The organism is Caballeronia sp. DA-9 (assembly GCF_051615025.1).
In the GTDB taxonomy this organism is placed as follows: domain Bacteria; phylum Pseudomonadota; class Gammaproteobacteria; order Burkholderiales; family Burkholderiaceae; genus Caballeronia; species Caballeronia sordidicola.
The window spans coordinates 3,403,278-3,428,318 of record NZ_CP195133.1 but is presented as its reverse complement, the minus strand read 5'-3'; the positions used below and the strand labels follow the sequence as shown (position 1 = coordinate 3,428,318).

Genomic DNA, 25,041 nt, shown 5'->3' with positions numbered 1-25,041 from the left:
ATTCCACCGCGTTTTATTATTGGTCAATCGCTAATATTATTAATTGCGGGCTGTTTTGCTTCGGTGAATACCCTTACGGATGCACGCTCCACCAGCGGTCCATCGAGCTTCACGACACGCCGCCGGACCGGTGCGCCGGCGGCGCGGTTGTGCTCTTCCTGAAGCAACGTTTCGACCGCCCATCGGCCGAGTTCGTAGTTGGGCAACACAACTGTCGACAGCGGCGGATGCGTGTGCCGCGCGATTTCCTGATCGTCGTAGCCGAGCACGGAAACGTCTTCCGGGACGCGCAAACCGAGTTGTTTGAGCGCTTCGATGGCGCCGAGCGCCATCAGGTCGTTCGCACAGAAAATGGCCGTGGGCGGATTCGGCTCGTGCATCAGCGAAAGCGTCTGTTCGAAGCCCGAGCCGGAACTCCAGTCGCCTTCGCGCACCAGTTCCGGCGCGAATGGCAAGTCCGCCGTGGAGAGCGCCATCCGGTATCCCTTCAGCCGGTCGCGCGACGCGTCTTGCCACGGTTCGCCGTTCACATAACCGATTCTCCGGTGTCCCGCGTTGAGCAAGTAATCGGTGGCGACGTGGCCACCCGCGACTTCCGCCGGAACCACCGACGAGAGCTCTGTATCGCTTGTGTAGCAGTTCAGGAGCACGGTCGGGACCTTTGACAGCGCCGCCGGCAAGCTCACTTTTCGCGTGTACACCGTCGCGTAGATCACGCCGAGCACGTTCGGATTCGTGAGCGTGGCGTCGAGAACCTGCTGCTCGATTTCGGCGTTGCCGTGCGTGGAGTAGACCGCCAGCATCCGGCCGTTTGCGAACGCCGTATCGCGCGCGCCGTCGATGTTCACGACCGGATGCGGGCTCGTCGAGATTTCATCGGCGAGATACACGATCAGGTTCTTTTCTTCCGCCGTGATCGTTGCGTCCAGCGGTTCGCGCGTCGTCATCCGGTAGCCGAGATCCTGCGCGGCTTTCAGCACCTTGTTGCGGGTTGCGTCGGAAAACTTCGCGCTGGTCGCGTTGTTCAGCACGAGCGAAACGGTCGATTGCGAGACTCCGGTCAGCTTCGCGATGTCCGTCATCGTCGGGCGGCGTTGCGTGGATTTTTTCATTTTCTGGGCCGCGCAAAAGCGGCGTGATCAATGCAGTCAAACATGTCTTTAGATGCTGCAGACGGTAGCACTAATATTTCCTGCAAGCAACGCTCGGAAACGATTGACGGGAAAGGTTTAGCGCGGATTTAATCGCGTCTAAGTGTTATTACTAATAATATTGACTAGCCGGCGCTGGTCATGCGATTCTCGGGGGGGCGCATGGCTGGGGCCACACGAAAGGCATAAACACATGCGCGCCGTATGACGTGGCGCAATTCCAGGAGACAAAGATGGCCCGCTATGACGAGCGCGCCCGCAAGGCGCTTGCAGAAGATTTCGAGCGCGACGGTTTCGTGCTGTTGCCGGATCATTTTCCGCGCGCGACGCTCGGCGCATGGCGCGCGGCGTTCGAGCCGCTGTTCGCGCCGCACGTGATTCAGGCGCGCGAAAAGGGCGGCAGCGGCAATCGCGGGCCGGGCCGGTATTACGTGACGCTGCCGTTCGAAGGCGAATTCGCCGATCCCGCCATTTTTTGCGATGACGACGTGCTTGGCATTGTCGAGTTGATCGCCGGGCCGGACCCGGTCATGTGCCAGCTCGCCACCGATACCCCCGTGCACGGCTCCGATTTTCAGGACTGGCATCGCGACACGCCGCCTCTGTTCGATAACTTCGCGGAAACGCCGTCGTTTCAGTTGGCCGTGAATTTTCCGCTCGTCGATGTAGATGAACAGAACGGCTCGCTGGAAACCACGCGCGGGACACATCGGATATCGCGGGAAGACGCACTGGCCGGCTTGGCCGACGGCACGTATCCGGCGGAGCGCGTGCCCATGAAACTGGGCGACGTGATGATCCGCGACGTTCGCGGTTTGCATCGTGGAACCCCCAATCTCACCGATGCCCCCCGGCCAATGGTCGTTATTGGCTACAGCCGGTCGTGGTATTTCCGGCCGGAGGTTCAGGTTCAGGTGCCGCGTTCTACCTTCGAGGCGTTGCCGCCGCGCGCCAAACGGCTGCTTCGATACAACCCGCAAGTCGACCGGACGCCGCGCAGCTTCGACGAAAGCTACCAGCGGTTTGCATATTGAACGCCGCGGATGACGACGCGTTTCGCATCGCGCTGAACGATCCGGCGCTGATCGCACTCCGCGCGGGGAATCGGCGCGCGTTGATCGCGCCGCATATTGGCGGGGCGATTGCGGCGTTCTACGACCTGACGAGCCGGCACGAGCCGCTTCACTGGCTGCGTCCCGCGTCGGCCGAAGCGCTTGCGGCCTGCAATCCGCTCGGCATGGCGAGCTTTCCGCTGCTTCCGTATTGCAACCGCCTGCGCGACGCGCGCTTCGTGTTCAACGGCGAAGCGGTGGATTTGTCCCGCGATGGCAACGCGTTCGATCACGCGCTGCACGGTCACGCATGGCGACGTCCGTGGCGGGTGGTCGGGTCTCGCACGAATGCAGTGGAACTGAGCTTGAGCCACGAGCCGGGTGATGAACCCGCGCATCACTGGCCGTATCGGTATGAGGCTATGCAGCGCGTCGAACTGACCGACGCCGGCGATTTGCAGGTCACGTTATCCATCCGCAATCTGTCCGGCGAACCCATGCCCTTCGGCATGGGCCATCATCCGTACTATCCGCGCACGCCATCAACGCGCATCCACACCCAGGTCCGCGCGATGTGGCACGCAACGCCGGACCTTCTGCCCACGGTCCTGAGCGCGCATGACAGTGTGGCCATGCTGGCGTCGAAGGAAGGCATGTCCGCCGACGCCTTCGATCTCGATAACAACTTCGCCGGCTGGTCAGGATCGGCGACGATCGAATGGCCGGATGAGAACCGCAGCGTGACCCTTACCGCTGACGCACCTTTCAACCACATGGTGCTTTACGCGCCCGCAGCGCATCCCGACTTGCTGTGCGTGGAGCCGGTATCGAACACGGTGGATTTCCTGAATCTCGATGCACCGCAAGATGACGTCGGCGGTGGCGTTTTACTGCCCGGCGAGCGCATTCAGGCGCGCTTCAAATGGCAGCCTCGTGGTCCCGCAAACGAGCGCTGACCAACTTTCCCGGTATCATCTCGAAATTATCCGCGCGCTTGATTCAATCAGCGCGCGAGAACATTCAAGAATCTCAGAATTGAGGGAAAGGCATCATGAACACGACCGAAGGGGCCCCGGGCGGCCCTGGACTTCCCAGGCGGGTATTGCTCGTTGACGATAGCGTCGACGCAGCCGAAGCCATGTCCATGTTGCTAGAAACGCTCGGCCACGATGTACGCGTCAAGCACGACGGCCCGAGCGCGCTCGCGATGGTCGATGAATTCGCGCCCGAGGTGGTGATCCTGGATATCGGCTTGCCGGGCATGAATGGTTTTGACATTGCCCGCGAACTCAGAACGCGCGCCCAGACGAAGTCGGCCTTGCTGATTGCGCTAACGGGTTATGGCGCCGACAGTGACCGCCAGAAAGCACATGACGCAGGGTTCGACCATCATCTGGTGAAACCCGTGTCGTTCACGGCAATAGAAACCGTAATCGCCGATACCTTCGCGCGCTAAATAGAAAGAGAAAGCGCTGAAGCGCCATCATTCCACCCGCAGTTTCGCCATATACGGCAGATGATCGGACAGCCACGCGGTGTCCTGCGTCGGCGTGATCCATTCCACGGGTTTCATGCCGCGCACGAACATCTTGTCGAGCGCGAGCGCCGGTGAAAACGCCGGATAAGTCCGCCCGGACTCTCCGAGCATGGTTGCGACTTCGCTCATGCCGAGTTCGGCGAACAGCGGCACGGAATCGTTGCGCCAGTCGTTGAAATCGCCGGCCAGAACGAGCGGGCCTTCAGGCGCCTCCTTCTGTATCCACAACGCGATCCAGTTCATCTGCCGCAAGCGCGCGGCGCGCGTCAGCGCCAGATGCGCGCACAGCAGCGTGACCGAACGGCCGGCGAACGTGGCGCGCGCAACCAGCAAACCCCGCCGCTCAAACCGGTGCGCAGAGATATCCCAGCGGCCGCCCAGATCCAGCGGATGCGGCGAAAGAATCGCGTTGCCGTGTCGCCACGACGGCTTGAACACGTTCTGCCCCAGCGCGATCTGCAGATCCAGCGACGTCGCGATTTCGGTTGCCTGACAATGCCAGATGTCGTCACTGGGGGCATCGAGCGGATTACCGAAACTTGCTGCCAGCACGGGTTGCGGCATCCGGCGCGCCATGGCTTCCTGCAGAAAATACGCGTCGGCTTTGGTGGATTGCACCCAGCGCTGCATCGCGTTCCAGGCTTGAAGACCGAGCGGCGACCGGCCCTTGTGCAAGTTCCAGCTCACGGCCACGAAATCGGGAATTTCGCGAGCGGAGGAAATGCCGGTGTTGAAATGTTCTGGGTTTCGCATGCGTTAGATGGGTTGCCCTTACTGCGCAGCCGTTGCGAGCGTCGCGCGGACCTTGTAGATGAGAACCGGGTTTTTATCGACGATCTGCCATGTCGACCATTCGCCCGGCTTCAGTACCAGTCCAGGATGTGCGGCATTGACTTGCCGCGGTTGAGGCGGGAGCTTGCACCCGGCGACCGTGACCGGCGCCGTGCTGTCCTGCAAGGTTTCCTGCGCGTCGATTTGCAGCGTGATGTCGTCGGCGTTGGCGTGCACAGGCGAGAGGGTCAAGGTGCGCTGCAAGTCTATATCGCCCGCGGGTTTGTCCGCGCAGCCTACATTGTTCTTGACCACGTGATGATGGGTGTCGGTGCGGGCCTGCCCGACGGCCGTTGTGCCGGTGAAGCTGTCAATCTGCTGACCGTCCTGCAAGACCTGCAATTCCCATTTCACCGATTGCGGCGGCGCGCTTTGCGCATAAGCGCTGAACGGAACTGCAAGCGAAGCGCAAAAAAACAACGCGGCCGTGTGGTGTTTCAACATATGAGCTTTTCTCCTGATCCCTTTCTGTGTCCGGGCGTCTCGCCCGTTCGTCGATCCGGGTAGCTGTTTTCTGACATCCGTACCGCTCGGGGGTTCAGCCTGCAAGCAAGTTGCGGTCACTCGCGAAAATTACAAAATGCAACGACACGCCGCCATGCTGCGGCCGTTCACTGTACTCGCAGACGCACGTTTCGAACCCGCTCAGCCCAACGATCATACAAGCGGAACGGCTCGCCTGCTTGATGCGATCGAATTTATCCCGATTAGCAGCACACGCGCGCGACTGCTCGCTTGCGTGCGCATTAATGGCCGATAAACTGGATTTGCCGATCATCAAAAACGGGGAAAAGCAATGAGCACCGCCGTAGTCAGACAAGAACTCGCCGTGGCGTCGTTCAGCAAGGTCTATGACCTGGACGAAGTCGAAACTGCATTGAACGACTTGAGCGACGGCAGCAGCGAAGCGCTGCGCGCCACCTACGAAAAGATGCTCAAAGCCGGCAATTTGCGCTTTTGCGTGAAGCCGAACCGGATGCCGTCCATCGACGATCTGGTGGCCGACCTGCCGAATTTCGCCGAACCGCTCAACGACATCCGCAAGCAGATCGCGCTCTGTCTCGAAACCGAGGATCGGCTGGAATTGATGCCAATGCTGCTGCTCGGCGATCCGGGTATCGGCAAGACGCATTTTGCGAAGCAGCTTGCACGGCTGCTCGGCACGTCGTGTCATTACCTCGCAATGAGTTCGCTGACCGCTGGCTGGATCCTGTCGGGAGCGTCGTCGCAATGGCGCAACGCCAAGCCGGGCAAGGTGTTCGACGCGCTCGTGAATGGCAGCTACGCGAATCCGGTCATGACGGTGGATGAAATCGACAAAGCCACCGGCGACGCTCAATATGATCCGCTCGGCGCGTTGTACGCGCTGCTGGAACACGACACGGCGAAGAGTTTTATCGATGAATTCGCCGAGGTGCCGATCAACGCGGGCAATGTGGTGTGGATCGCGACCGCGAATCAGGCCCACACGATTCCCGAACCGCTGCTCAACCGCATGAACGTGTACGAGATCGCGCCGCCGGATCGCGATGGCGCCCGCAGGATTGCCCAGTCGATCTATCACGAGATCCGCAGCGCGCACGCGTGGGGCGCGCGCTTTCCGGAAACGCTCGGCGACGCACCGCTCGACGTGCTGACGAAAGCTTCGCCGCGGGAAATGCGGCGCGCAATGCTGAACGCTTTTGGCAATGCGCGCATCGATAACCGGCACGAAGTGCAGTCGAAGGACATCGAATTGGGAAACGGCAACCGCAGGAAAGCGATCGGTTTTTGAGCGGCGGTTTTATCGAAATCTGCGAAAAGTAGTCGAAATATGGCCTGAAACTGACTTTTTCCTGGCAAAAACGCCATATTTTCCGATTTGGCCTTGATTATTTCGGAAAGTAATGCGAGTTTCTGCGAGTTTCGGGTTTGTGATCGTGTTTCACGCAACAAACGCGTTGGCAGCAGGCTCACCTAGAATGAAGAGATGGACAGGATCGAATGTGTAGTGATTGGCGCAGGCGTGATCGGGCTTGCTGTCGCGCGGGCGATGGCGGCGCGCGGACGCGAAGTGATCGTGCTCGAAGCGGGCGAAGCGGTCGGCACTGGCACAAGTTCACGCAATAGCGAAGTGATCCACGCCGGGCTGTACTACGCGCGCGGATCGCTGAAAGCCGAGTTGTGCGTGCGCGGCCGCGTGATGCTTTACGAGTATTGCGACGCGCACGGCGTGCCGTACAACCGCTGCGGCAAACTGGTGGTGGCGACCGCGCGCAACCAGTTGCCGCAACTCGCCGCGATCCAGCACAAAGGCATGGAAAACGGCGTTACGGATCTGATCCGTCTGAGCGGCGCGGAAGCGGCGGCGCTCGAGCCGCGCCTTCAATGCGTGGAGGCGATGTTTTCGCCGCAAACAGGGATTATCGATAGTCATCAGTTGATGCTCGCGCTTCAGGGCGACGCCGAACGCGATGGCGCGACCGTCGCGTTTCATACGCCGGTCACGCAGATCGACGCGCGGGACGGATGTTTTATCGTGGAGACAGGTGGCGAAGCGCCTTTGCGCTTCCAGGCCGATTGCGTGATCAACAGCGCCGGGCTGTATGCAAACGAGATTGCGCGGCGCATTCGCGGACTCGATCCGCGCCATGTGCCGCCGCTCTACTTTGCGAAGGGCAATTACTTCAGCCTGAGTGGGCGCACGCCGTTTGACCGCCTGATCTATCCCATGCCCAACGAGGCTGGACTGGGCGTTCATCTCACCATCGATATGGGCGGCCAGGCCAAGTTCGGGCCGGACGTCGAGTGGATCCAGAAGATCGACTATTCAGTCGATGCCCATCGCGCCAGCGGTTTTTATGCAGCGATCCGCGCGTACTGGCCGGAACTTCCCGACGACGCGCTACAGCCGGCTTATGCGGGAATCCGGCCAAAGCTGTCGGGACCGGGGCAGCCAGCGGCGGACTTTTTGATTCAGGGACGCGCCGCGCATGGCGTCGCAGGGCTGGTGAATCTGTTTGGTATCGAATCGCCGGGGCTTACGGCGTCGCTCGCGATTGCCGAGAAAGTTGCCAGGATGCTCGGCGGGTAAGCTGCCTGCATGTATCCCTATTGGGTGAGCCCTCGGGAATTTCTTATCTCCGCCATTTGAGTCAGTCCGTAATACGCTGCGTTGATATGCTCTTGGACATCGCCGTCGCCAAGAACGGCATTCCCCCAATACATCAAAGACAGAGCACATCTCCATGAACTCCTCACGACGTACTTTCCTGATCTCGAGCATTGGCATGGCATCGGCGCTGGCGGTGTCGCGCACGGCATTCGCCGAACCGGTAAAGCTCCCGGAATCCGATCCCATGGCGCAAAGCCTCGGCTACAAACAAGACGCCGCCACCGTCGATAAAGCCAAATTCCCGCGCTACGCCGCCGGCCAGGACTGCGGCAACTGCTCGTTCTATCAGGCCAAGGCGACCGAGCCATACGCCGCATGCCCGATGTTCGCGGGCAAGCAAGTCGCATCGAAAGGCTGGTGCAACGCCTATAACAAGAAAGCGTGAACCGGTAGAAAATCAGCAAGCGTAGAGCGCGCCCCGCCATGCCGGCCGGGCGCGTTTTTTATGGGCGCTTGAAAACGTTCTCACCGGTCTTTACACTCGCAAGGCATTTGATCCGTGGCGTGGCGAGCCGCATCGTCGATGCTCGCAATTCCCACCAGCGCAACCAAGCGATACAACACGCCCTCGCGGGCGGAGGTGACATGGCATCGGTGAGAACAGAAAGCATCATCCGCAAGACACCGAACACACGCGCAGTCGTCGCCGCCGTGATCGGCAACGCGCTCGAGTGGTATGACTTCGTGGTCTTCAGCTTCATGACGGTGGTGATCTCCAAGCTGTTTTTCCCGACCGGAAGCGACTATTCCTCCATTCTCCTGACCACCGCGACTTTCGGCGTGGCGTTCGCGATGCGTCCCATCGGCGGAATCGTGCTCGGGCTGTATGCCGACCGCGCCGGGCGCAAAGCCGCGCTGAGTCTGGTGATCGCGTTGATGACACTTGGCATTCTGCTGCTCGCCATTGCGCCACCGTACGCCGCGATCGGGCTGGGCGCACCGTTGATCATTGTGTTCGCGCGGCTGTTGCAAGGCTTTTCGGCCGGCGGCGAGTTTGGCAGCGCAACGGCGTTGCTGATCGAAGCGGCGCCTTTCTCGCGGCGCGGTTTCTATGGCAGTTTCCAGATGGCGAGTCAGGCGGCGTCGCTGCTGCTGGGCGCTATCGCCGGGTCGATCGTCACGCGCAGCATGTCGCCCGAGGCGCTGATGTCGTGGGGTTGGCGCGTGCCGTTCATCTTTGGATTGATTATCGGGCCCGTGGGATTTTATCTGCGCCGGAACATGCTGGAAACGGAAGCGTTCATCCACGCAAGCAAGATGGCGCGGCGCGCGACGCTCGGCGAAGTGTTCCGCGAACATGGCCGCGAAGTGCTGTGCGGACTTGGCGCCGTGATTGCGCTGACGGTGACGGTTTATGTGCTGATAGGTTATTTGCCGACGTTCGCGGTTAAGCAGTTGAAGCTGCCGTATGGGCAGTCGTTCACGGCGTTGATCGTGGGGAATCTGCTGCTGACCGTGCTGTCGCCGGTGGCGGGCGCATGGTCCGACAAGATTGGCCGCAAGGGTCTGTCGATGTGGTCGCTGATCGTCACGCTCGTCATCATCTATCCGTTGTTTCTGTGGCTTTCCGCCGAGCCCAGCGTCACGCGCCTGATCATTGTGCAGGCCATCCTTTCGATCACGCTCGCGGGATATTACGGGCCGTTTGGCGCGCTGCTTGCCGAGCTGTTCCCGGCGCATATTCGTTCCACGGGGTTATCGATTGCGTACAACATTGCGGTGATGCTGTTCGGCGGCTTTGGGCAGTTCGTGGTGACGTGGCTGATCAAGGTCACGGGGTCGCCGCTTGCACCCACGTTCTATGTGATGGCGGGCATTGTGCTGTCGCTAGTTGCGATTGCCTTCATTCCGTCCGCGCGTCACGCCGATGTCGACGAAGCCCGCGCCCTCTCCTGATTTCCAATTTCAATGGAAAGCTCATGCAAGTCGTAAGAAGCGGAGAATTCACGGCAGAGCGTGCGTGGGGCGCGCTCGATATCGCGGCCATGAACGGCGTGACGTGCCGCCTGCACTGGACCGATGCGCCATACAAGTGGCACGTGAACGACGGCGAGGAAGTGTTCGCGGTCATGCAGGGACAGGTGCGCATGCGCGTGCGGCGCGATGGCGTGGAAGAGGCGTTCCTGCTGAACGCCGGCGATATTTTCCACGCTCAATCCGGCGATGAACACATTGCCGAGCCCGTTGGCATCGCGCGGATTCTGGTGATCGAAAAGGAAGGAAGCGTTTGATCGCGTGAAAAAGCCGTTCCTGGATACATTGGAACGGCTTCTGGATCAATCCTCAGATCAAACGAACTTTTTCAACTTGCGGATTTGCGTTCAAGTCCGGCCTTAACCAGCAGATCCGCGAGCGCCTCGCTCATGCCGCCTTCGTGCTGCGTTGCACGTTCCTGCAATTGCTTGACGAGATGGCTGTCGAGCTTGCAGGCAAACGGCACGAGCCCTTTTTCCTGATCCAGGCGGCGTTGTTCGCGCTTGTCGAGTTTCGGCTCGGCCGGATTCGCGCCGAAGCGGCCCGCATTGCCTTGCTTCAATTCGTTGGCGAGCTTGAGCGCCTTGTTTTTTTCGAGGTCGAATTTTTTCACGCGTTTTTCCTGAAGCAATGGAGACACAAAGGCCGAGGCGCATATTGTACGCAGGTCGCGCGCTCGCCCCGCTAGCCCTTAGCCCGATGCCGGAACCGGCGGCGTCCCGGCCTGATCGTCTAGCAGGTCTTCTATTCGCGCCCGCATGCGCTTCCAGTGCGAACCTTCCCAGAAAACACGACGGCAGACATCGCAAGTGACAAAGCGCGTGTGGCGTTCGAGCACGCCGTCAGGCACGCGGTCGCTGACTTCCTCGGCGTTCGCGCGGCGCAATGGCGCGTTGCACATCAGGCACAGCCGAAAAGGGCGCACATGCTGCGCAAGGCCTAGGCGCGCGGCGACTTCGCGCCATTGCGCGTCGGGTTGCAGCGCGCGCACATAACAGCCGTGGACCAGCGTGCGGCGCTTGAGCAATTCGCGATCGCGCGTCAGCACCACGCGATGCTCGGCGAGCGCGAGCTGCTCGATTTCATCGTCGGGGAAATGGTTGTCGTAGCGAGTATCGAAACCGGCCAGCCGCAGCCGCTGCGCGAGCGCGCCAAGATGCGCATCGGCGATAAAACGCAGCGTCTCGAGGCGCAGCGGCGCGCGCAGCAAATGCGCGGTATCGGGCGAACGCGACACGGCGCCAGCCGGATAGACGTCGATGAAATCGCCTTCCTGAATCGCCTCGTCGAAGCGCACTGGCGCGCCATTCCGTAGAATCAGTCCGACCTCCGTGTGCGGCACGCCGAGTGCTTCGATCATGTGCTTCGTGGTCGAGGCCGCGGGACACCCGCACGCAAACGCCCGGTCGCGCTGCGATCGCGCCAGGAACTCATTCAACTCCCGATGAAAACGGAACGTGGCAGTCGTCATGGCTTCGAGTATCGCATCGGTTCGACGCGTTTGCTTCGCAAGCGCGCTTCACACACAACCTATGGGAGCAGGACATGGATATCGGCTTTATTGGACTTGGCGGCATGGGCAGCGCAATGGCGCTGAATGCATTGAAGGCCGGTCACTCGGTGCGGGTCTGGAACCGTTCGCCCGGCGCAGCCAAGGCGCTCGCCGATGAAGGCGCGACCGTGGTCGACTCGCCGGATGAAGCGTTTGCTGGCGACGCCGTGTTCTCCATGCTCGCCGACGACGCCGCGTTGCGCGCGGTGTTTATCGACAGCGGCTTGCTCAAGCGCGCGCCCAAAGGCCTCGTGCACGCGAACATGGCGACAATCTCGGTGCCGCTGTGCGAGGAACTCGCGAGCCTGCACGCGCACCACGGCGTGGCTTATGTCGCGGCGCCGGTTCTCGGACGCACGGACGTGGCGGTGGCCGGCAAGCTGAACATTGTCGCGGCCGGCGCTGACGACGCCATCGATCGCCTGCAGCCGGTGTTCGATGTCATCGGACAAAAGACCTGGCGCGTCGGCGCCACGCCGCAGCACGCGAACGTGTTCAAGCTCGCGGCGAACTTCATGCTGGCGTCGGCGATCGAAACGACATCGGAAGCCGCTTCGCTGATGACGGGTTATGGCATCGATCCGCACGCGTTCCTCGACGTGATCAGCAACACGCTGTTCCCCGGACCGGTCTATCAAGGCTACGGCCGCATGATCGCCGATAACCGCTATGAACCCGCGCTGTTCAAGGCGCGGCTTGGCTTGAAGGATGTCAGTCTGGCGCTCGCGGCCGGCGACGCCGTCAACGTGGCGCTGCCGGTTGGAAGCCTCGTTCGCGACAACCTGATCGAAGTGCTTGCCCACGGCGACGGCGACAAGGACTTTGCAGCGCTCGGAAAAGTCGCGGCGCGCCGGGCAGGAAGGAAGGTTTGATTTTTGCTCACTTGTAAAAGCAAGACGGCGCTGTATCGACAATAAATAACGACAACAGGCGGCTACGTTCCGTATACTTGGCGCGCCGTTTGGATCGTGTTTCAACTTGTTTGAAGCGCGTTGCATTCGGTGGCGCACAGACACGCGGACACGCCGCAAGCAGGCTTTGACAGGGCATGAGCGGCGGGAAACCGGTGTGCGAACTGGCTCGAATGCCCGTTCTCGCCCGGCTTATAAAAAGATGATGCGGAGACAGGACAGTGACCATATGAAAAGCACTCTTCGGGGTCTCATGTTCATGGTGGCATCGGCGGGCATTGGCGTGCTTTGCCTGAACGCGCCAACACTGGCGCTTGCCGACGATACCCCCGCGCCCTGTAGCGCACTCAAGCGCATTGTCGCGGCCGCGCCGGGCGGTTTTTCTTCAATCCAGCCCGATGACGCGAAGGCCGTCGCCCAACCATATGGACAGGACGCGCAATGCGCGGCGAAAGCCGGCACGCTGACTTGCACGTGGACCCGTACGGCGGATTCAGGCTCGACGGCCGATGCGCTGCAAGCCGTCGCCGCGGATATCGCCTCGTGTCTGCCGGACGCCACGCACGACCAGAATTCGGCGGCGCGCCAGCATTTCTATATTGGCGCGCGCGGTGAGCGCACGCAGGTGACGGCGACGACCGCTGGCGCCGGCAAGTTGATGCTCGCGGTATCGAGCAAGTGAGGGGGCTGTCATGAGCAAGCGTGTTCTCATAGCCGATGACGACGATGACGCCCTGAACTGTCTCGCCAATCTGCTGACGGCTCTCGGTCATCAGGTCGCGCAGGCGTGTTCCGGCATGCAGGCGCTCGACGTGGCGCGCCAATTCGGACCGGAAGTGGTGATTCTGGATCTGGGCATGACGCCAACGGATGGCCTCGCAGCCGCCCGCGCACTGCGAGCATTGCCCGGCGGCCATTTCATGATGCTGGTCGCGCTCACCGGCTGGGGCCAGCCGCAACATCATGAGATGACGCAGGAAGCGGGCTTCGATATCCACCTGGTCAAGCCGGTTTCTATCGATCAGTTGGGTTTTATCTTGTCCATGACGCAACCTTGAACGCTGTGTTGTATCGATGAGACAGCAGGTTGCAAGAGAAGGAAGGAGATGTTGCATTGCACCAATGGTTTTGGTAAAGTGAATCTGTCTCCTCCATGTCTCCACTGATATGGATTCAGCCCGCCAATCTTGCGCGGGCTTTTTTTTGCCCAGGTTTTTAACGCGCTGTGCCGCAATGCCATCGTGCTGACGCGCAAGCGCATTAAAATGACGTTTTTACCGCGTAATGGCGAGTACGAGTTTCAACGCCAGCAGCGCGACCGAACCAGCGAGATCGAGATGACCACGAAAGTATTTGTCGACGGACAGGAAGGCACCACCGGCCTGAAGATTTTCGAATATCTGTCGGCGCGTCGTGACGTCGAGATCCTGCGTATCGACGATGCGCGCCGCAAGGACGTTGAAGAGCGCCGCCGGCTGATCAACGCGTCGGACGTGACGTTCCTGTGCTTGCCGGATGTGGCGTCGCGCGAATCGGTGTCGCTGGTCGATCCGGATAACCGTCGCACGGTCATGATCGACGCCAGCACGGCGTTTCGCACGCACGACGACTGGGCGTATGGCCTGCCTGAACTGATGCCCGAGCAGCGCGAACGCCTGCGCACGGCCAAGCGCATTGCCGTGCCGGGATGTCACGCGTCGGCCTTCCTGCTGGCCATGAAACCGCTGGTCGCAAGCGGTACGGTTTCTGCCGATTTCGCCGCGCACGCTTATTCCATCACAGGCTACAGCGGCGGCGGCAAGAAGATGATCGCGGAATTCGAAGCAGGCGGAAATCCGAAGCTCATGAGCCCGCGGCCTTACGCGCTAGGCCTAGCGCATAAGCATCTGCCGGAAATGGCCGTGCGCTCCGGCTTGAAGCGTGCGCCGGTTTTCACGCCTATCGTGGGCAACTTCCTGAAGGGTCTTGCGGTCACGACTTACTTCTCGCCGGAGCAACTGAACCGCGCCGCGAAGCCGCAAGACGTGCAGTCGCTTTTCGCCGAATACTACGCAAACGAACCGTTCGTGCGCGTGCTGCCGTTCAACGCGGACAGCAATCTTGACGACGGTTTCTTCGACGTCCAGGCCAATAACGACACCAATCGTGTCGACCTGTTTGTCTTTGGCAATGAAGAGCGTTTCGTCACGGTCGCCCGTCTGGACAATCTGGGCAAGGGCGCGTCGGGCGCGGCGATCCAATGCATGAATCTCGCGATCGGCGCTGACGAAGGCGCGGGCCTTATCGCTTGATCGAATAACGCTGAACGCTCCGCGCGTTCATCGATAAAAAGCCGGTTTCCGCTGCGAGGCGAAACCGGCTTTTTTGCGTCCACGCGTTTCAATTTCAAATCCATTCCCTCGATTCATCGCAATCTCCATAGGGAATCTCCTAACTTATAAACGAACGTTCGTTCGTAGATGATTGGGCGCTTTCGCGTTTAAAGCTCTTCGTTTCGTCGATTGGCTAAACAGAAATTCTCTTGATAAGCATGTTCATGAATTTTTGTTTCAACGGGCCGCGCACGCCTTGCTGGTCAAGGCGTTCAAGAAAAGCGGCTGTTTGAATCGCCTTTTTAGACGATTCAGTCAATTGACATACGAAAAGCTCATCGCGAAATTACAGCGCAAAACCAGACAGGGAGACAGCGGTATGCCGTATGCCATTTCGAAAGGACTCGCGCTCGCACTTGCGGCCGCTCCGTTGTTTATTGCGTGCGGCGGAGGCAAGGCCGACGATCCGGGTCCGATCAACACGCCGCAATGCTCCGGCGCGAGTTGTGGCACACAGGGCGCGCCAGCCGTTGGTGCAGGCGCCGCGCCACTGTGTCCGGCCAACGCGGACATAGTCGCGAACACGTATCTGGGCGGCGCGGGCAGCGGCGAGATCGTGAGCCTGAATATCGACGCTGTGAATATGAAGTACACGCTGAAGTGGCTCGAGTCGCCCATACCGCTCGTCACCGGCACCGTCAATCCGACGCGCAAGGGCACGACCATTATGGGCGCTGTGGTTCATCCGCCAGCGGGGACGTTGCCGACAGCCGAGCAAACGCGCTGTGCATTCGTGCTGACGCCGGGCGGCGGCAAGGCGTCGGACGGTTCGACCTACACGACCGCCGCCGCATTCAACCAGGCGAATCCGCCGACCATCTTCGTGGGTCAAGGCGTGGCGGGCGGCGGCATTCCTGGTGCGACCGTGCAGTACAGCGGCGCGACGCTCACCGCCGATGGCGTCCATGCCATTCCCGGTTTCCCGCAGTTGTTCCCGGTGCCGAACCGGCACTTCGACTTCTATCCGTTTATTGGCTTTGCGTCCGTGAGCACAAACGTCGCGGACCTGAAGGGCACGTATAACGCACTGCTTTACCACCTGGTTCCGTCGAATAACTACTCGACCACGACCACGCAGGCACAGGAATCCTTCGATACAGCCGGCAATTGCACCGTGCCCGTACCCGCATCGAACACGTCATGCCAGACGACCGGCGGCGCATGGACGGCGAACGCAAGCGGCGCGTACTTCACCAGCGCGGTTGCGCCGCAAGTGCAAGGCAAGCGCTCGACGCCCGCGCTGCCGCTCGTCGGCGCGCTCACGTTCCCGGCGGTGGCGAACGCGAACATGGTGATCGGCAAGATCAACGGCGCGATTGTTCCGGTTGTGGTGCGTACGGGCCAGGTCTTCGTGCCGTCGCCGCTGACGCCGTTGAACACGAAGGCCGCGCAAGTCGACGACGAATCCGGCATCGCCATGCTCGCACCGACTACCGCGCTGCAATCGGGCGCATTCGATGGCGGATACGTTGGCGCGGATTCGAACTTCAAGTACACGGCCGCGCTGCTGCAAGGGCCGGTTGGCTCGTTCATCAATCCATCGACGCAAAGCACCGAGACCGGCTTCGGCATGAGCTACGCGCAGCAACTGCCCGGTTTGATCGGCGTTCAGGACCAGAACGGCGGCAAGGGCGCGCTGATATCGGCTGGGGGCCTTTACGGGATATTCATTGGCGCAAGCACGGTGAACGGCGGCCCGACGTCGACATCCGTGAACGCCGATACACCCGCGAGCCCGTATTTCGGCATCGGCGCGTTGCTGAGCAAATAAGTGGAAAACACGGCGGCCGGCGCGCGTCGGCCGCCAACGAACGAACACATGTGGATGGAGACAGCAGCATGAAATGGAAAACTCTTGGCGCGGTTGTATTGGTAGCGGGCGCGACGCCGTTTCTGATGAGCGCGTGTGGCGGCGGCAGCGACGCGCCCGAGGCTCCGGTCGTCCGCTTGTGTCCGGCATCGCTTGATTACACGACGAGCTTCACCGGCGGCGGCGGCGACGGCGAACTCGTCAAGCTGCAACTCGATACCACCAAGCTCACGTGGCAAGTGACCTACGTCGAGTCGCCGATTCCCGCCGCGACCGGCACCGTCTCCCCGACGCGCGCGGGCACCACGCAAAGCGGCACGCTGACGATGGAAACGGGCTTGCCCACGCAAAAGCTCAACCAATGTGCGTATCAGCTGAACGGCGCGACGCTCGACCCGACGCGTCCTGCACGCATCTTCGTTGGCGAAGGCGTGGCGGGCGGCGCGATCCCCGGCAAGCGGCTTCAGTTCAACGGCATCCTGGGGCAGGGCGTCGTGCCGGACCGCACGTTCCCGTACTACCCGTTCATCGGCTTCTCGACGCTGGAGACAAATCTCGCCAATGTGGCGGGATCGTATAACCAGCTTGGATACCACGAGGTTCCGTCGCAGAGTTATGCGCGCATTGCCGTCGACTCGAAGATCACCATCAACGCCGACGGAACCTGGCAAGAGTGCGACAACGCGGGCGTGAATGCGGGCAAATGCCAGCAGGCGGGGTCGAACTTCACGCCATCGCCCGATGGAAGCGGCGCGTTCGTCACCAATAACTTCCTTGGACAAGGCAAGCCGACGCTCGCAGCGGGTCCGCTCGGCAAGGGCTACATGATCGTCGGCAAGCTGCGCGGCGCGAACGTGCCCATTCTGGTCCGAACAGGCACGGCGAACGCCACGATCACCGGCGGCATTCCCCCTTTCGCCGATGATGAATCCGGCATCTCCATGCTCTCGCCGCAAACGAACGTGGCGCTGGGATCGGTGAACGGCGAATACGTTGGCGTGGATAACCAGTTCAACTACCGCACAACGGCGCTGGCCGGCGCGCAGGCCACGCTCATCGATCCGTTCCAGCCTTCGCAGGTCGCGTTGTCGCGGGCGTTGAATCTCGACTATACGCAGACCGTTCAGGGGCTCGTGACCTCCGCGGTCGTCAACGCGTCCACGGGCGCGACGCCTACCGGCAAGTTCATTTTCTCCGGCGGCGTGTTCGGCTATCTCGATCAAAGCGATCCAACGACGCCGTATTTCACCATCGGCTCATTCGTGGAATGACCGTCCGGCAGCCCATCAAGAAGGGCTGCGCGTTTCACCTCACCCCTTGCCAGTCAAGAGCGGCGTGAAGCGCGACGGCCTGTAACCGAAGAGAGACGAAATGAGAAAGTTTTTGGCTGCTGGAAAACCGCTGGCGGCAGCGGTATTGGGGTGCGCTCTGGCTTGCGCTTCACTGACGGCGCACGCGCAAAGCGCCGGCGACAACGTTGTGGGCCTCGGCTGGTTCCACGTGATGCCACAGGATTCGAGCAGCGAGCTCACCACGCACGTGGCGCCCGTTCCGATCAACACGCCGCTGCGCCTGCCGTCGCAATTCACGTCGCCAGGAACCAGCCTTTCGACGAAAAGCGCCGATGCCTTCGGCCTCGTCTTTACACACTTTTTCACCGATCACATCGCGACTACGTTTGTTGGCGGCGTGCCGCCCGAGTTCGAACTCGACGGTCACGGCACCATCCGGCCGCCGGGACCTGCGGGCGCGCTGGGAAATCAGAACCTGGACCAGACCAATCCGATTGTGAAAAGCGTGCGCCAGTGGAGCCCGGCGCTGATATTCCAGTACTACTTCAACGCGCCGACCGCCGCGTTCCGGCCATTTGCCGGTATTGGCGTGTCGTACAACTTCTTCACGAACATCAAGCTCACCAACGGTTTCATCAACTCGACGCAGAACAATCTCGGCTCGGTGCTGGCGGCGGCCGCTGGCAAGCCGGGGCAGACGACGGTGGACGCGAAGGCGTCGTCGTCGTGGCAACCGGTGTTCAACATCGGCGCCACCTATAACTTCGATAAACACTGGGGACTGATTGCGTCGCTCACGTATATCCCGTTGAAGACGACGTCGTCGCTGATCATCAAGGCGGCCGACGGCACCGAGCTTGCCACAACCAAAGGCAAGCTGAACGCCGATCCGCTGATCACGTTCCTGGCGGTGTCGTACCGGTTTTGAACGGATGCGGCGTCCCGCGAATCGTCCGATGCCATTTAGACGCGATTCGGCGGGACGATTTTCCGTTGCGGCGGCGGCCCGGCAGGTTCGGACCTACTTCCCGGTCCAGCGGGCCGTGACGGCCGCGATTCGCGCGCCGAACGCTTTCGCCGTTTCAAGGTCGCCGGGCGGCGGCGCTTCGTCGGGAGATGCATCGGCGGGAGATTGAGTAAGCAAGCCCGAAAACCCGCCAATGTAGTTCAGGTCGCTGCGCGTTGCCGCCTTGGTGTTCGACGGCATCATGCCGGTGCCCGCCCAGATCATGCCGTGCTGCATGGCGAGCGTCATGAGATACGCGATAGTCGAATGCTTGTCGCCGTTCATGGTCGCCGAGTTGGTGAAGCCGGCCGCGACCTTGTCCTTCCACGATTGCGCGAACCACGGCTTGGAACTGGCGTCGGCGAATTTCTTGAAGTCGGCGGAGGGACCGCCCATGTACGTGGGCGCGCCGAAGATGATGCCGTCGGCCGCGTCGAGTTCGGCCCAGCCCGCGTCGTCCAGATCCGAGGCGGTCAGAAGGCTAGCCTCTGCGCCCGCGTCGGTGACGCCCGTCAGAACCGCTTCGGCGACTTTTTTCGTATGACCGTAGCCACTGTGATAAACGATGACGATCTTAGGCATGTCGTTCCTTCTCTGCGACGCAGTGTCGCGGGTTGAGCGGAAAGACCCAGTCTAGCAAAGCCAAATTTCACACTGAGCGCGCCGTTGCCGGCGTTTTCGATCAACGTCCATACGTGACGACGAGTTGCGCGCTGCTGAGGGTGGTCGCGCGGATTTCGTGCTCGAACATCAGTGCCGGGTTGCTTTGGCGCAGACGCAAGTCGCTGCTGTTGAGCGCGTAGACCGTGATGATGTACCTGTGGGGCTTGCCCTGCGGTGGGCATGGGCCCGCATAGCCGTCGATGTCGAAGTCATTGCGCGACTCGACTGCGCCCATCTTGCGCAAGAAGCCCGAGGCGCTCGCGTTGGACGGCAGCTTTGCCACGCTCGCCGGGATTCCAGCGACCGCCCAGTGCCACCAGCCGCGGCCGGGCGCGTCCGGATCGAAGATTGTCACCGCGAAGCTTTGCGTGTTGGCGGGCGCGTTGTGCCACGAAAGTTGAGGGGAGCGATTGCCGCCCTTGCAATCGTTTTGATTGAAAACAAGGGAAAGCGGCGCACGCTGATCTGCAACGACGTCGGTGCTTGTCAACGTAAATGGAACGGATGCAACAACTTCGGCGACTGCGCCCGGCGCATTTGATACCATCGCGGCGCAGAAAAATGGAACCAGCAACGAGCGGCGGGAGATTCGGAAGCGAAAAACGCGGCAGCCAACAACACGGTACACAGCACAAACCACAAGCCCGGTCCCCAAGCGCATGGTGCGAGTTCTCCTGTCTCGGGCGCAGCCAGAACTGGCGTTTCACCCACTGTAACGATGTATTTTGTCTCAGAAATAGGCTTAATGCTGGATTCAAGTTTAACATTGCGCGAAAGGACAAAATTTTTCAAATGTTAGGCACACTACTCTGCAACGGGCATCCAGTAGACTCGGGTTTGACTGGGATTCTGATCTCAAGTCTGAAGGGATTCTGTAATAAGCGAGAGCACATGCCTATAATGCGCAAGGGGTTTATCCATTTACGAGCGAGGGGTAAATAATGGGTCAACGGATAAAAGTCATTATCGCCGATGACCATCCTGTTATTCTGTTTGGCGCTGCGCAGGCATTGCTGAAATTTCCCGAAATCGAGGTGATTGGACAGGCACGTCAATCCACGGAACTGATTCAGCTTCTGCAAAAGTCGCCATGCGATGTGGTGGTGTCGGATCTCGCCATGCCGGGCGGGCAGTACGGTGACGGCATGCCGCTCCTGGGTTATGTTGGACGGCAGTTTCCGAATGTACGCATTGTCGTATTGACCATGCTTGAAAACCCGGCGCTGCTCAAACGCTTGCGCGAAGTGGGCGTGACAGCAGTGATCAACAAGTCTGATGACCTGAGTCACATCGGTCTTGCAATCGTGCATGTGATGCGTGGCCAGGAATACATCGGGCCGTCGGTTCGGATCGCACTTGACAGCATGGGCTTGTCCGCAAGCGGCCAGCAACGCGACGTGGTGTTATCCAAACGCGAACTGGAAGTTGTGCGCTTATTTGTATCCGGCATGACAATTACCGAAATAGCCGCCCAATTGAAGCGAAGCATTAAAACAATCAGTACGCAGAAAAATACCGCCATGCGAAAACTTGGTATTGAAAGGGACTCTGAATTGTTTCAATATGCTCAAAGCAATGGATTACTCAATCTGTCAGCATACGTAGGCGACGGAAATCTGGATGACGCCTTCCCGGTAGATAGTGAATAAGAAGTAAATTTAATTAAAAAAATGAATCCGCTTGTTGACAAAACAGGCGGATTTTTTATTTCGCTGGTAATTAAAAAATCATTGATTATTTCGGCGATGCTGTCGCGCCGCGCTGCGCCGTAAAGCACTGCGGGCGATCGCAAGAAAAGGCGCTCGGCCAAGCATTTCTATTTTGAAATTAACCGCCATGCTTCGAGGCGAGGTCGCGACGGATGGGCGCAGACCGCTTTCCCGCCGTCAGCGCGCAATCCATGCGATGCGTTTAGCGGCTTATGCGCGTGTTTTGTCGAAAATGGTGCTCCGCGTCAAAATTATCTCGCGGTGTACACTATTTATCCCCCAGAAATGCTACGGCGCTTTCCATGCGTAAGGTGCTTCACCGGGCGCATCGGAGCTCGCGCCAATTCCAACAAATCCTGTTGCCAACCACGCGAGATTCAATGAGCCGCTACAAGGCGTTCGAAGCCGGCGCCACGGCTCGCGTACAGAACACATTCATCCTTTTTTCAACTTTCCCAAACGTCTCAGGCCAATCATGGACGAACAACTGAAGCTCAGCGCCCTCGCGTATCACCAGTATCCGAAGCCCGGCAAGATCTCGGTCACGCCGACCAAACCGCTGTCGAACCAGCTCGATTTGTCGCTGGCTTACTCGCCAGGCGTGGCTGCGGCGTGCATGGCCATTTTCGACGAACCGCTGGACGCCCAGAAGTACACCTCGCGCGGCAACCTGGTCGGCGTGGTGACCAACGGCACCGCGGTGCTCGGTCTCGGCAACATCGGGCCGCTTGCCGCCAAGCCCGTGATGGAAGGCAAGGGCTGCCTGTTCAAGAAGTTCGCGGGTATCGACGTGTTCGATATCGAACTGGCTGAAACCGATCCGGACAAACTCGTCGATGCGATCGCGATGCTCGAACCCACGCTCGGCGGCATCAACCTGGAAGACATCAAGGCGCCGGAATGCTTCTACATTGAGAAGAAGCTGCGCGAGCGCATGAAGATTCCGGTCTTCCATGACGACCAGCACGGCACGGCCATCATTGCATCGGCGGCGATTCTCAACGGCCTCAAGGTGGTCGGCAAGAAGCTCGACGAAGTGAAGCTCGTGTGTTCGGGCGCGGGTGCGGCGGCGATCGCCTGTCTCGATCTGCTCGTTCACCTCGGACTCAAAAAGTCGAACATCCTCGTTTGCGACTCGAAAGGCGTGATCTACGAAGGACGCGGCAACCTTGATCCATCGAAGGAACGCTACGCTGCCAACACGACGAACCGCACGCTTGCGGACGCCATCGACCAAGCCGACGTGTTCCTCGGCTGCTCGAGCGCAGGCGTCCTGAAGCCGGAAATGGTTAAGGTCATGGGCACCCAGCCGCTGATTCTCGCGCTCGCCAATCCGGAACCGGAAATCCGCCCGGAAGAAGCGAAGAAGGTGCGCCCGGACGCGATCATCGCGACTGGCCGTTCGGACTATCCGAATCAGGTCAACAACGTGTTGTGCTTTCCGTTCATCTTCCGTGGCGCGTTGGATGTTGGCGCGACCACCATCACCGAGGAGATGAAGCTCGCGTGCGTGCGCGCGATTGCGGAACTGGCCGAAGAGACAGATCAAGGCGACGAAGTCGCCAAGGCGTACGAAGGCCATTCGCTCGAATTCGGTCCGGATTATTTGATCCCGAAGCCGTTCGACCCGCGTCTGATCATCAAGATCGCGCCGGCCGTGGCGCAAGCCGCGATGGACTCGGGCGTGGCCACGCGTCCCATTCAAGATATGGACGCGTATCGGGAAGAACTGGGCACGACGGTTTATAGAACGGGCATGGTGATGCGGCCAGTGTTCGCCGCCGCAAAAGCTGCGCCGGCGCGCATTGTGTTTGCCGAAGGCGAGGACGAGCGCGTGCTGCGCGCCGCGCAATTCGTGCTGCTCGAGAAGATTGCGAAGCCGATTATTATCGGGCGGCCTGCAGTAGTGGAAATGCGGCTGCAGAAGATGGGTTCGAAGTTGAAGCCTGGCACGGACTTCGAGATCGTGAATCCGGAGGACGATCCGCGCTACCAGAAGTGCTGGCAGGAATATCACAACATTGCCGCGCGCGAAGGCGTGACGCCGGACAGTGCAAAGGCCGCGCTGCGCAAGTTCAATACGTTGATTGGCGCAATCCTGGTGCGTCTCGGCGACGCCGACGGCATGATCTGCGGCATGATCGACACGTATCACGACCATCTTAAATTTATCGAGCAAGTGCTGGGCAAGGCAGACGGCGTGCAAAACTTCGCCGCGATGAATTTGCTGATGCTGCAAAAGCGCAACCTCTTTATCAGCGATACCTACGTCAACGAGATTCCGACTCCCGAGCAACTCGCCGATATGACCATTCTGGCGGCGCGCGAAATCGAGAAGTTCGGGATTGTGCCGAAGGTTGCGCTGTTGTCGAACTCGAACTTTGGCAGCGTGCCGACGGCTTCATCGAAGCGCATGGCCGAGGCTCGCCGGTTGATTGTCGAGCGTGCGCCGGACCTGGAAGTGGATGGTGAAATGCACGGCGATGCTGCGTTGTCGGAAGTGGTGCGTAAAGCGGCAATGCCGGCTTCGACGCTGACCGGCGAGGCGAATCTGCTGATCATGCCAAACGTGGAAGCCGCGAACATCACGTACAACCTGCTCAAGATGGTGAGCGGCGAAGGCGTGACCGTCGGGCCGTTCCTGCTTGGCGCGGACAAGCCGGTGCACATTCTCACGCCGGCCGCGACCGTGCGGCGGATCATCAATATGACGGCGGTGGCGTCGGCCAATGCGCGGGTGACGGCGGGTGGCAACGAGGGGTAAGCGTTGCTGGTGACACCTTATGGCCATAAGCGCCCATGTGTACATGTAGGCTATGAGCTCTGAATTTTGAGTGTTCATGAAGAAGCGAAAAGGCGATCCGGATGTTCGGATCGCCTTTTTCGCTTTTGTAATGGGACGAGGTAAGCGTTGCACGAAGCGTGACCGATTTTTTGTTAAGGAACACTGAAAAGTTTGTGTCTCCCGCCTCTTCTGTCCTCGTCATTTTTGGCATTGACAACTGGCAAGCGCTTTCAAGTTCGCATATAAGACTTGGCAACAACGCATCGTTTCAAAATTCGAAACGTGTATTAAGAGCGCGCCTATAAGAATCATCGACTTGTCCCAATAAACTGGATTCTGAAGCGAGTGATGAACAGGCCTGCCTGATCCGATTCATCGATTCATTACCCGCCCACCTAAAGCCGATTAAAAATCCCCGAAACAGGATAACTCGGTGCCGGTGAAACCTCACTGTATTGAACCCCGATACGGGCGATGCCACGAATCGATCGCTCGTGTGCAGGCACAGCATAAACTTTGGAATCCGAAATTTATTATGAACAAGTCATTTAAACCAGTTTTGAACCGCTCTACGGGTACTTATGTGGCTGCGAGTGAAAACGTCAAGTCCAGTGGGAAACCGGCTAAGAGCAAGCTCGCCATGAAGGTGGCGTCGGCTTCGCTGGCTTTGAGCGCATCGGTTGCAATGTTGTCGTCGGGGCATGCGGTGGCGGATGAGAGCGTGCCAGCGAATGAATATCTGACGACTATTTCAGACGACGCGAGTGGCTCGTACTTGAATTCCGAAGATGCGGCAACCGTACAGACAGATGAAGGCGCTTCGGTCCCGGCTGGCGTTCAACCAGGCACGAAGCTTCTAGGTTCGTCAATGCTGGGCTCACAACTCCTTGGCGCAACGCCAACTGGCGTATCGGTTTTATACGATGACTCAACGAACAACAGCATTACGTTCACGGGAACTGCAGGTACCAAGCTTTCGAACGTGGCTGCGGGTATAGCCACTAACACAAGCGATATCGCGCAGAACACAAGCGACATTGCCACGAACACGAGCAATATCAGCACGCTGAACACGCAAATCGCCGACGCGGTGAAATACGACGGCACAGCACACGACACGATCACGCTTGAACGGTTCGCAATTGTTCGCCGTGCAGCAAAGTATCAGTGATCAAAGCGCCGCTCTCGCGGACTCGGTCCGCTACGATTCGAGCAGCCACGACAAGATCACGCTTGGCACTT

General features: G+C 59.9%; 25 protein-coding genes. 18 read left to right on the top strand and 7 right to left on the bottom strand.

All coding sequences use genetic code 11. The annotated features are described in order from the left end of the window. Positions 1-23: 23 nt before the first annotated feature. Entirely contained in the window at positions 24-1,082 is a 1,059-nt protein-coding gene (locus ACRWA7_RS32035) for a LacI family DNA-binding transcriptional regulator (RefSeq protein ID WP_438396844.1), read from the bottom strand. 302 nt (positions 1,083-1,384) lie between these two features. Between ACRWA7_RS32035 and ACRWA7_RS32030 the strand changes: the two genes are divergently transcribed. From ACRWA7_RS32030 to ACRWA7_RS32020, 3 genes are all read left to right on the top strand, one after another. Continuing rightward, positions 1,385-2,185 carry a phytanoyl-CoA dioxygenase family protein gene (locus tag ACRWA7_RS32030; RefSeq protein ID WP_438394681.1) on the top strand — a complete coding sequence of 267 codons (801 nt, stop codon included), beginning with the start codon at positions 1,385-1,387 and terminating at the stop codon, positions 2,183-2,185. Continuing rightward, entirely contained in the window at positions 2,182-3,159 is a 978-nt protein-coding gene (locus ACRWA7_RS32025) for an aldose 1-epimerase (protein WP_438394679.1), read from the top strand. The genes ACRWA7_RS32030 and ACRWA7_RS32025 overlap by 4 nt, the downstream gene beginning before the upstream one ends. Before the next feature lie 95 nt (positions 3,160-3,254). Then, positions 3,255-3,659, top strand: a complete 405-nt coding sequence (locus tag ACRWA7_RS32020; RefSeq protein ID WP_060857750.1) for a response regulator — start codon at positions 3,255-3,257, stop codon at positions 3,657-3,659. Positions 3,660-3,686: 27 nt separating this feature from the next. On the opposite strand, the gene ACRWA7_RS32015 is transcribed toward ACRWA7_RS32020, so the two are convergent. Continuing rightward, on the bottom strand, positions 3,687-4,493 hold the full coding sequence (locus ACRWA7_RS32015) for an endonuclease/exonuclease/phosphatase family protein (protein WP_438394677.1): 807 nt from the start codon (positions 4,491-4,493) through the stop codon (positions 3,687-3,689). A gap of 18 nt (positions 4,494-4,511) precedes the next feature. After that, a complete protein-coding gene (locus tag ACRWA7_RS32010; RefSeq protein ID WP_060857752.1) occupies positions 4,512-5,015 on the bottom strand; it encodes a hypothetical protein in 504 nt (167 codons plus the stop codon). A 352-nt stretch (positions 5,016-5,367) separates the two neighbouring features. On the opposite strand from ACRWA7_RS32010, the gene ACRWA7_RS32005 reads away from it, so the two are divergent. The 5 genes from ACRWA7_RS32005 to ACRWA7_RS31985 all read left to right on the top strand — a co-directional run bounded on the left by ACRWA7_RS32005 (position 5,368) and on the right by ACRWA7_RS31985 (position 9,956). Continuing rightward, positions 5,368-6,345, top strand: coding sequence for an AAA family ATPase (locus tag ACRWA7_RS32005; protein WP_060857754.1), 978 nt, complete (start codon positions 5,368-5,370; stop codon positions 6,343-6,345). Between the two features lie 195 nt (positions 6,346-6,540). Beyond that, entirely contained in the window at positions 6,541-7,644 is a 1,104-nt protein-coding gene (locus ACRWA7_RS32000; protein ID WP_438394674.1) for an NAD(P)/FAD-dependent oxidoreductase, read from the top strand. 154 nt (positions 7,645-7,798) lie between these two features. Next, positions 7,799-8,110, top strand: coding sequence for a high-potential iron-sulfur protein (locus ACRWA7_RS31995; RefSeq protein WP_060857756.1), 312 nt, complete (start codon positions 7,799-7,801; stop codon positions 8,108-8,110). 200 nt (positions 8,111-8,310) lie between these two features. Further along, positions 8,311-9,621 (top strand): MFS transporter, encoded by a 1,311-nt coding sequence (locus tag ACRWA7_RS31990; RefSeq protein WP_060857797.1) that lies wholly within the window; start codon positions 8,311-8,313, stop codon positions 9,619-9,621. A gap of 23 nt (positions 9,622-9,644) precedes the next feature. Further along, a complete protein-coding gene (locus ACRWA7_RS31985; RefSeq protein WP_438394672.1) occupies positions 9,645-9,956 on the top strand; it encodes a cupin domain-containing protein in 312 nt (103 codons plus the stop codon). 71 nt (positions 9,957-10,027) lie between these two features. Here the strand turns inward: ACRWA7_RS31985 and ACRWA7_RS31980 are convergent, their stop codons facing one another. Beyond that, the gene (locus ACRWA7_RS31980; protein WP_060857758.1) at positions 10,028-10,312 is read right to left on the bottom strand and encodes a hypothetical protein; all 285 of its coding nucleotides are present in this window, start codon (positions 10,310-10,312) and stop codon (positions 10,028-10,030) included. 78 nt (positions 10,313-10,390) lie between these two features. Then, positions 10,391-11,170 carry a Mut7-C RNAse domain-containing protein gene (locus tag ACRWA7_RS31975; RefSeq protein WP_060857759.1) on the bottom strand — a complete coding sequence of 260 codons (780 nt, stop codon included), beginning with the start codon at positions 11,168-11,170 and terminating at the stop codon, positions 10,391-10,393. 74 nt (positions 11,171-11,244) lie between these two features. Here ACRWA7_RS31975 and ACRWA7_RS31970 point away from each other — a divergent pair, with 74 nt between their 5' ends. The 7 genes from ACRWA7_RS31970 to ACRWA7_RS31940 all read left to right on the top strand — a co-directional run bounded on the left by ACRWA7_RS31970 (position 11,245) and on the right by ACRWA7_RS31940 (position 18,564). Then, the gene (locus ACRWA7_RS31970; protein ID WP_438394671.1) at positions 11,245-12,123 is read left to right on the top strand and encodes an NAD(P)-dependent oxidoreductase; all 879 of its coding nucleotides are present in this window, start codon (positions 11,245-11,247) and stop codon (positions 12,121-12,123) included. A gap of 268 nt (positions 12,124-12,391) precedes the next feature. After that, positions 12,392-12,844: a hypothetical protein gene (locus ACRWA7_RS31965; protein ID WP_060857761.1), complete on the top strand. Its 453-nt coding sequence runs from the start codon at positions 12,392-12,394 to the stop codon at positions 12,842-12,844. A 10-nt stretch (positions 12,845-12,854) separates the two neighbouring features. Continuing rightward, complete coding sequence (locus ACRWA7_RS31960; RefSeq protein WP_438394670.1) at positions 12,855-13,220, top strand: response regulator; 366 nt, start codon at positions 12,855-12,857, stop codon at positions 13,218-13,220. A gap of 279 nt (positions 13,221-13,499) precedes the next feature. Then, positions 13,500-14,453 (top strand): N-acetyl-gamma-glutamyl-phosphate reductase, encoded by a 954-nt coding sequence (gene argC / locus ACRWA7_RS31955; RefSeq protein ID WP_438396842.1) that lies wholly within the window; start codon positions 13,500-13,502, stop codon positions 14,451-14,453. 400 nt (positions 14,454-14,853) lie between these two features. Beyond that, positions 14,854-16,305 (top strand): DUF2957 domain-containing protein, encoded by a 1,452-nt coding sequence (locus ACRWA7_RS31950; protein WP_438394668.1) that lies wholly within the window; start codon positions 14,854-14,856, stop codon positions 16,303-16,305. Between the two features lie 68 nt (positions 16,306-16,373). Then, positions 16,374-17,615, top strand: coding sequence for a DUF2957 domain-containing protein (locus ACRWA7_RS31945; RefSeq protein ID WP_438394667.1), 1,242 nt, complete (start codon positions 16,374-16,376; stop codon positions 17,613-17,615). 100 nt (positions 17,616-17,715) lie between these two features. Continuing rightward, positions 17,716-18,564, top strand: a complete 849-nt coding sequence (locus tag ACRWA7_RS31940; RefSeq protein WP_438394665.1) for an OmpW/AlkL family protein — start codon at positions 17,716-17,718, stop codon at positions 18,562-18,564. A 93-nt stretch (positions 18,565-18,657) separates the two neighbouring features. Here ACRWA7_RS31940 and ACRWA7_RS31935 read toward each other — a convergent pair whose 3' ends face one another. Together ACRWA7_RS31935 and ACRWA7_RS31930 are read right to left on the bottom strand one after the other, a co-directional pair. Further along, a complete protein-coding gene (locus tag ACRWA7_RS31935; protein ID WP_438394663.1) occupies positions 18,658-19,224 on the bottom strand; it encodes a flavodoxin family protein in 567 nt (188 codons plus the stop codon). 100 nt (positions 19,225-19,324) lie between these two features. Further along, on the bottom strand, positions 19,325-19,852 hold the full coding sequence (locus tag ACRWA7_RS31930) for a YbhB/YbcL family Raf kinase inhibitor-like protein (protein WP_082850604.1): 528 nt from the start codon (positions 19,850-19,852) through the stop codon (positions 19,325-19,327). A gap of 394 nt (positions 19,853-20,246) precedes the next feature. Between ACRWA7_RS31930 and ACRWA7_RS31925 the strand changes: the two genes are divergently transcribed. From ACRWA7_RS31925 to ACRWA7_RS31915, 3 genes are all read left to right on the top strand, one after another. After that, a complete protein-coding gene (locus ACRWA7_RS31925; protein ID WP_060857767.1) occupies positions 20,247-20,954 on the top strand; it encodes a response regulator in 708 nt (235 codons plus the stop codon). Positions 20,955-21,489: 535 nt separating this feature from the next. Then, complete coding sequence (locus tag ACRWA7_RS31920) at positions 21,490-23,778, top strand: NADP-dependent malic enzyme (RefSeq protein WP_060857768.1); 2,289 nt, start codon at positions 21,490-21,492, stop codon at positions 23,776-23,778. A 454-nt stretch (positions 23,779-24,232) separates the two neighbouring features. Beyond that, entirely contained in the window at positions 24,233-24,970 is a 738-nt protein-coding gene (locus ACRWA7_RS31915; protein WP_438394660.1) for an ESPR domain-containing protein, read from the top strand. Positions 24,971-25,041: the final 71 nt, after the last annotated feature.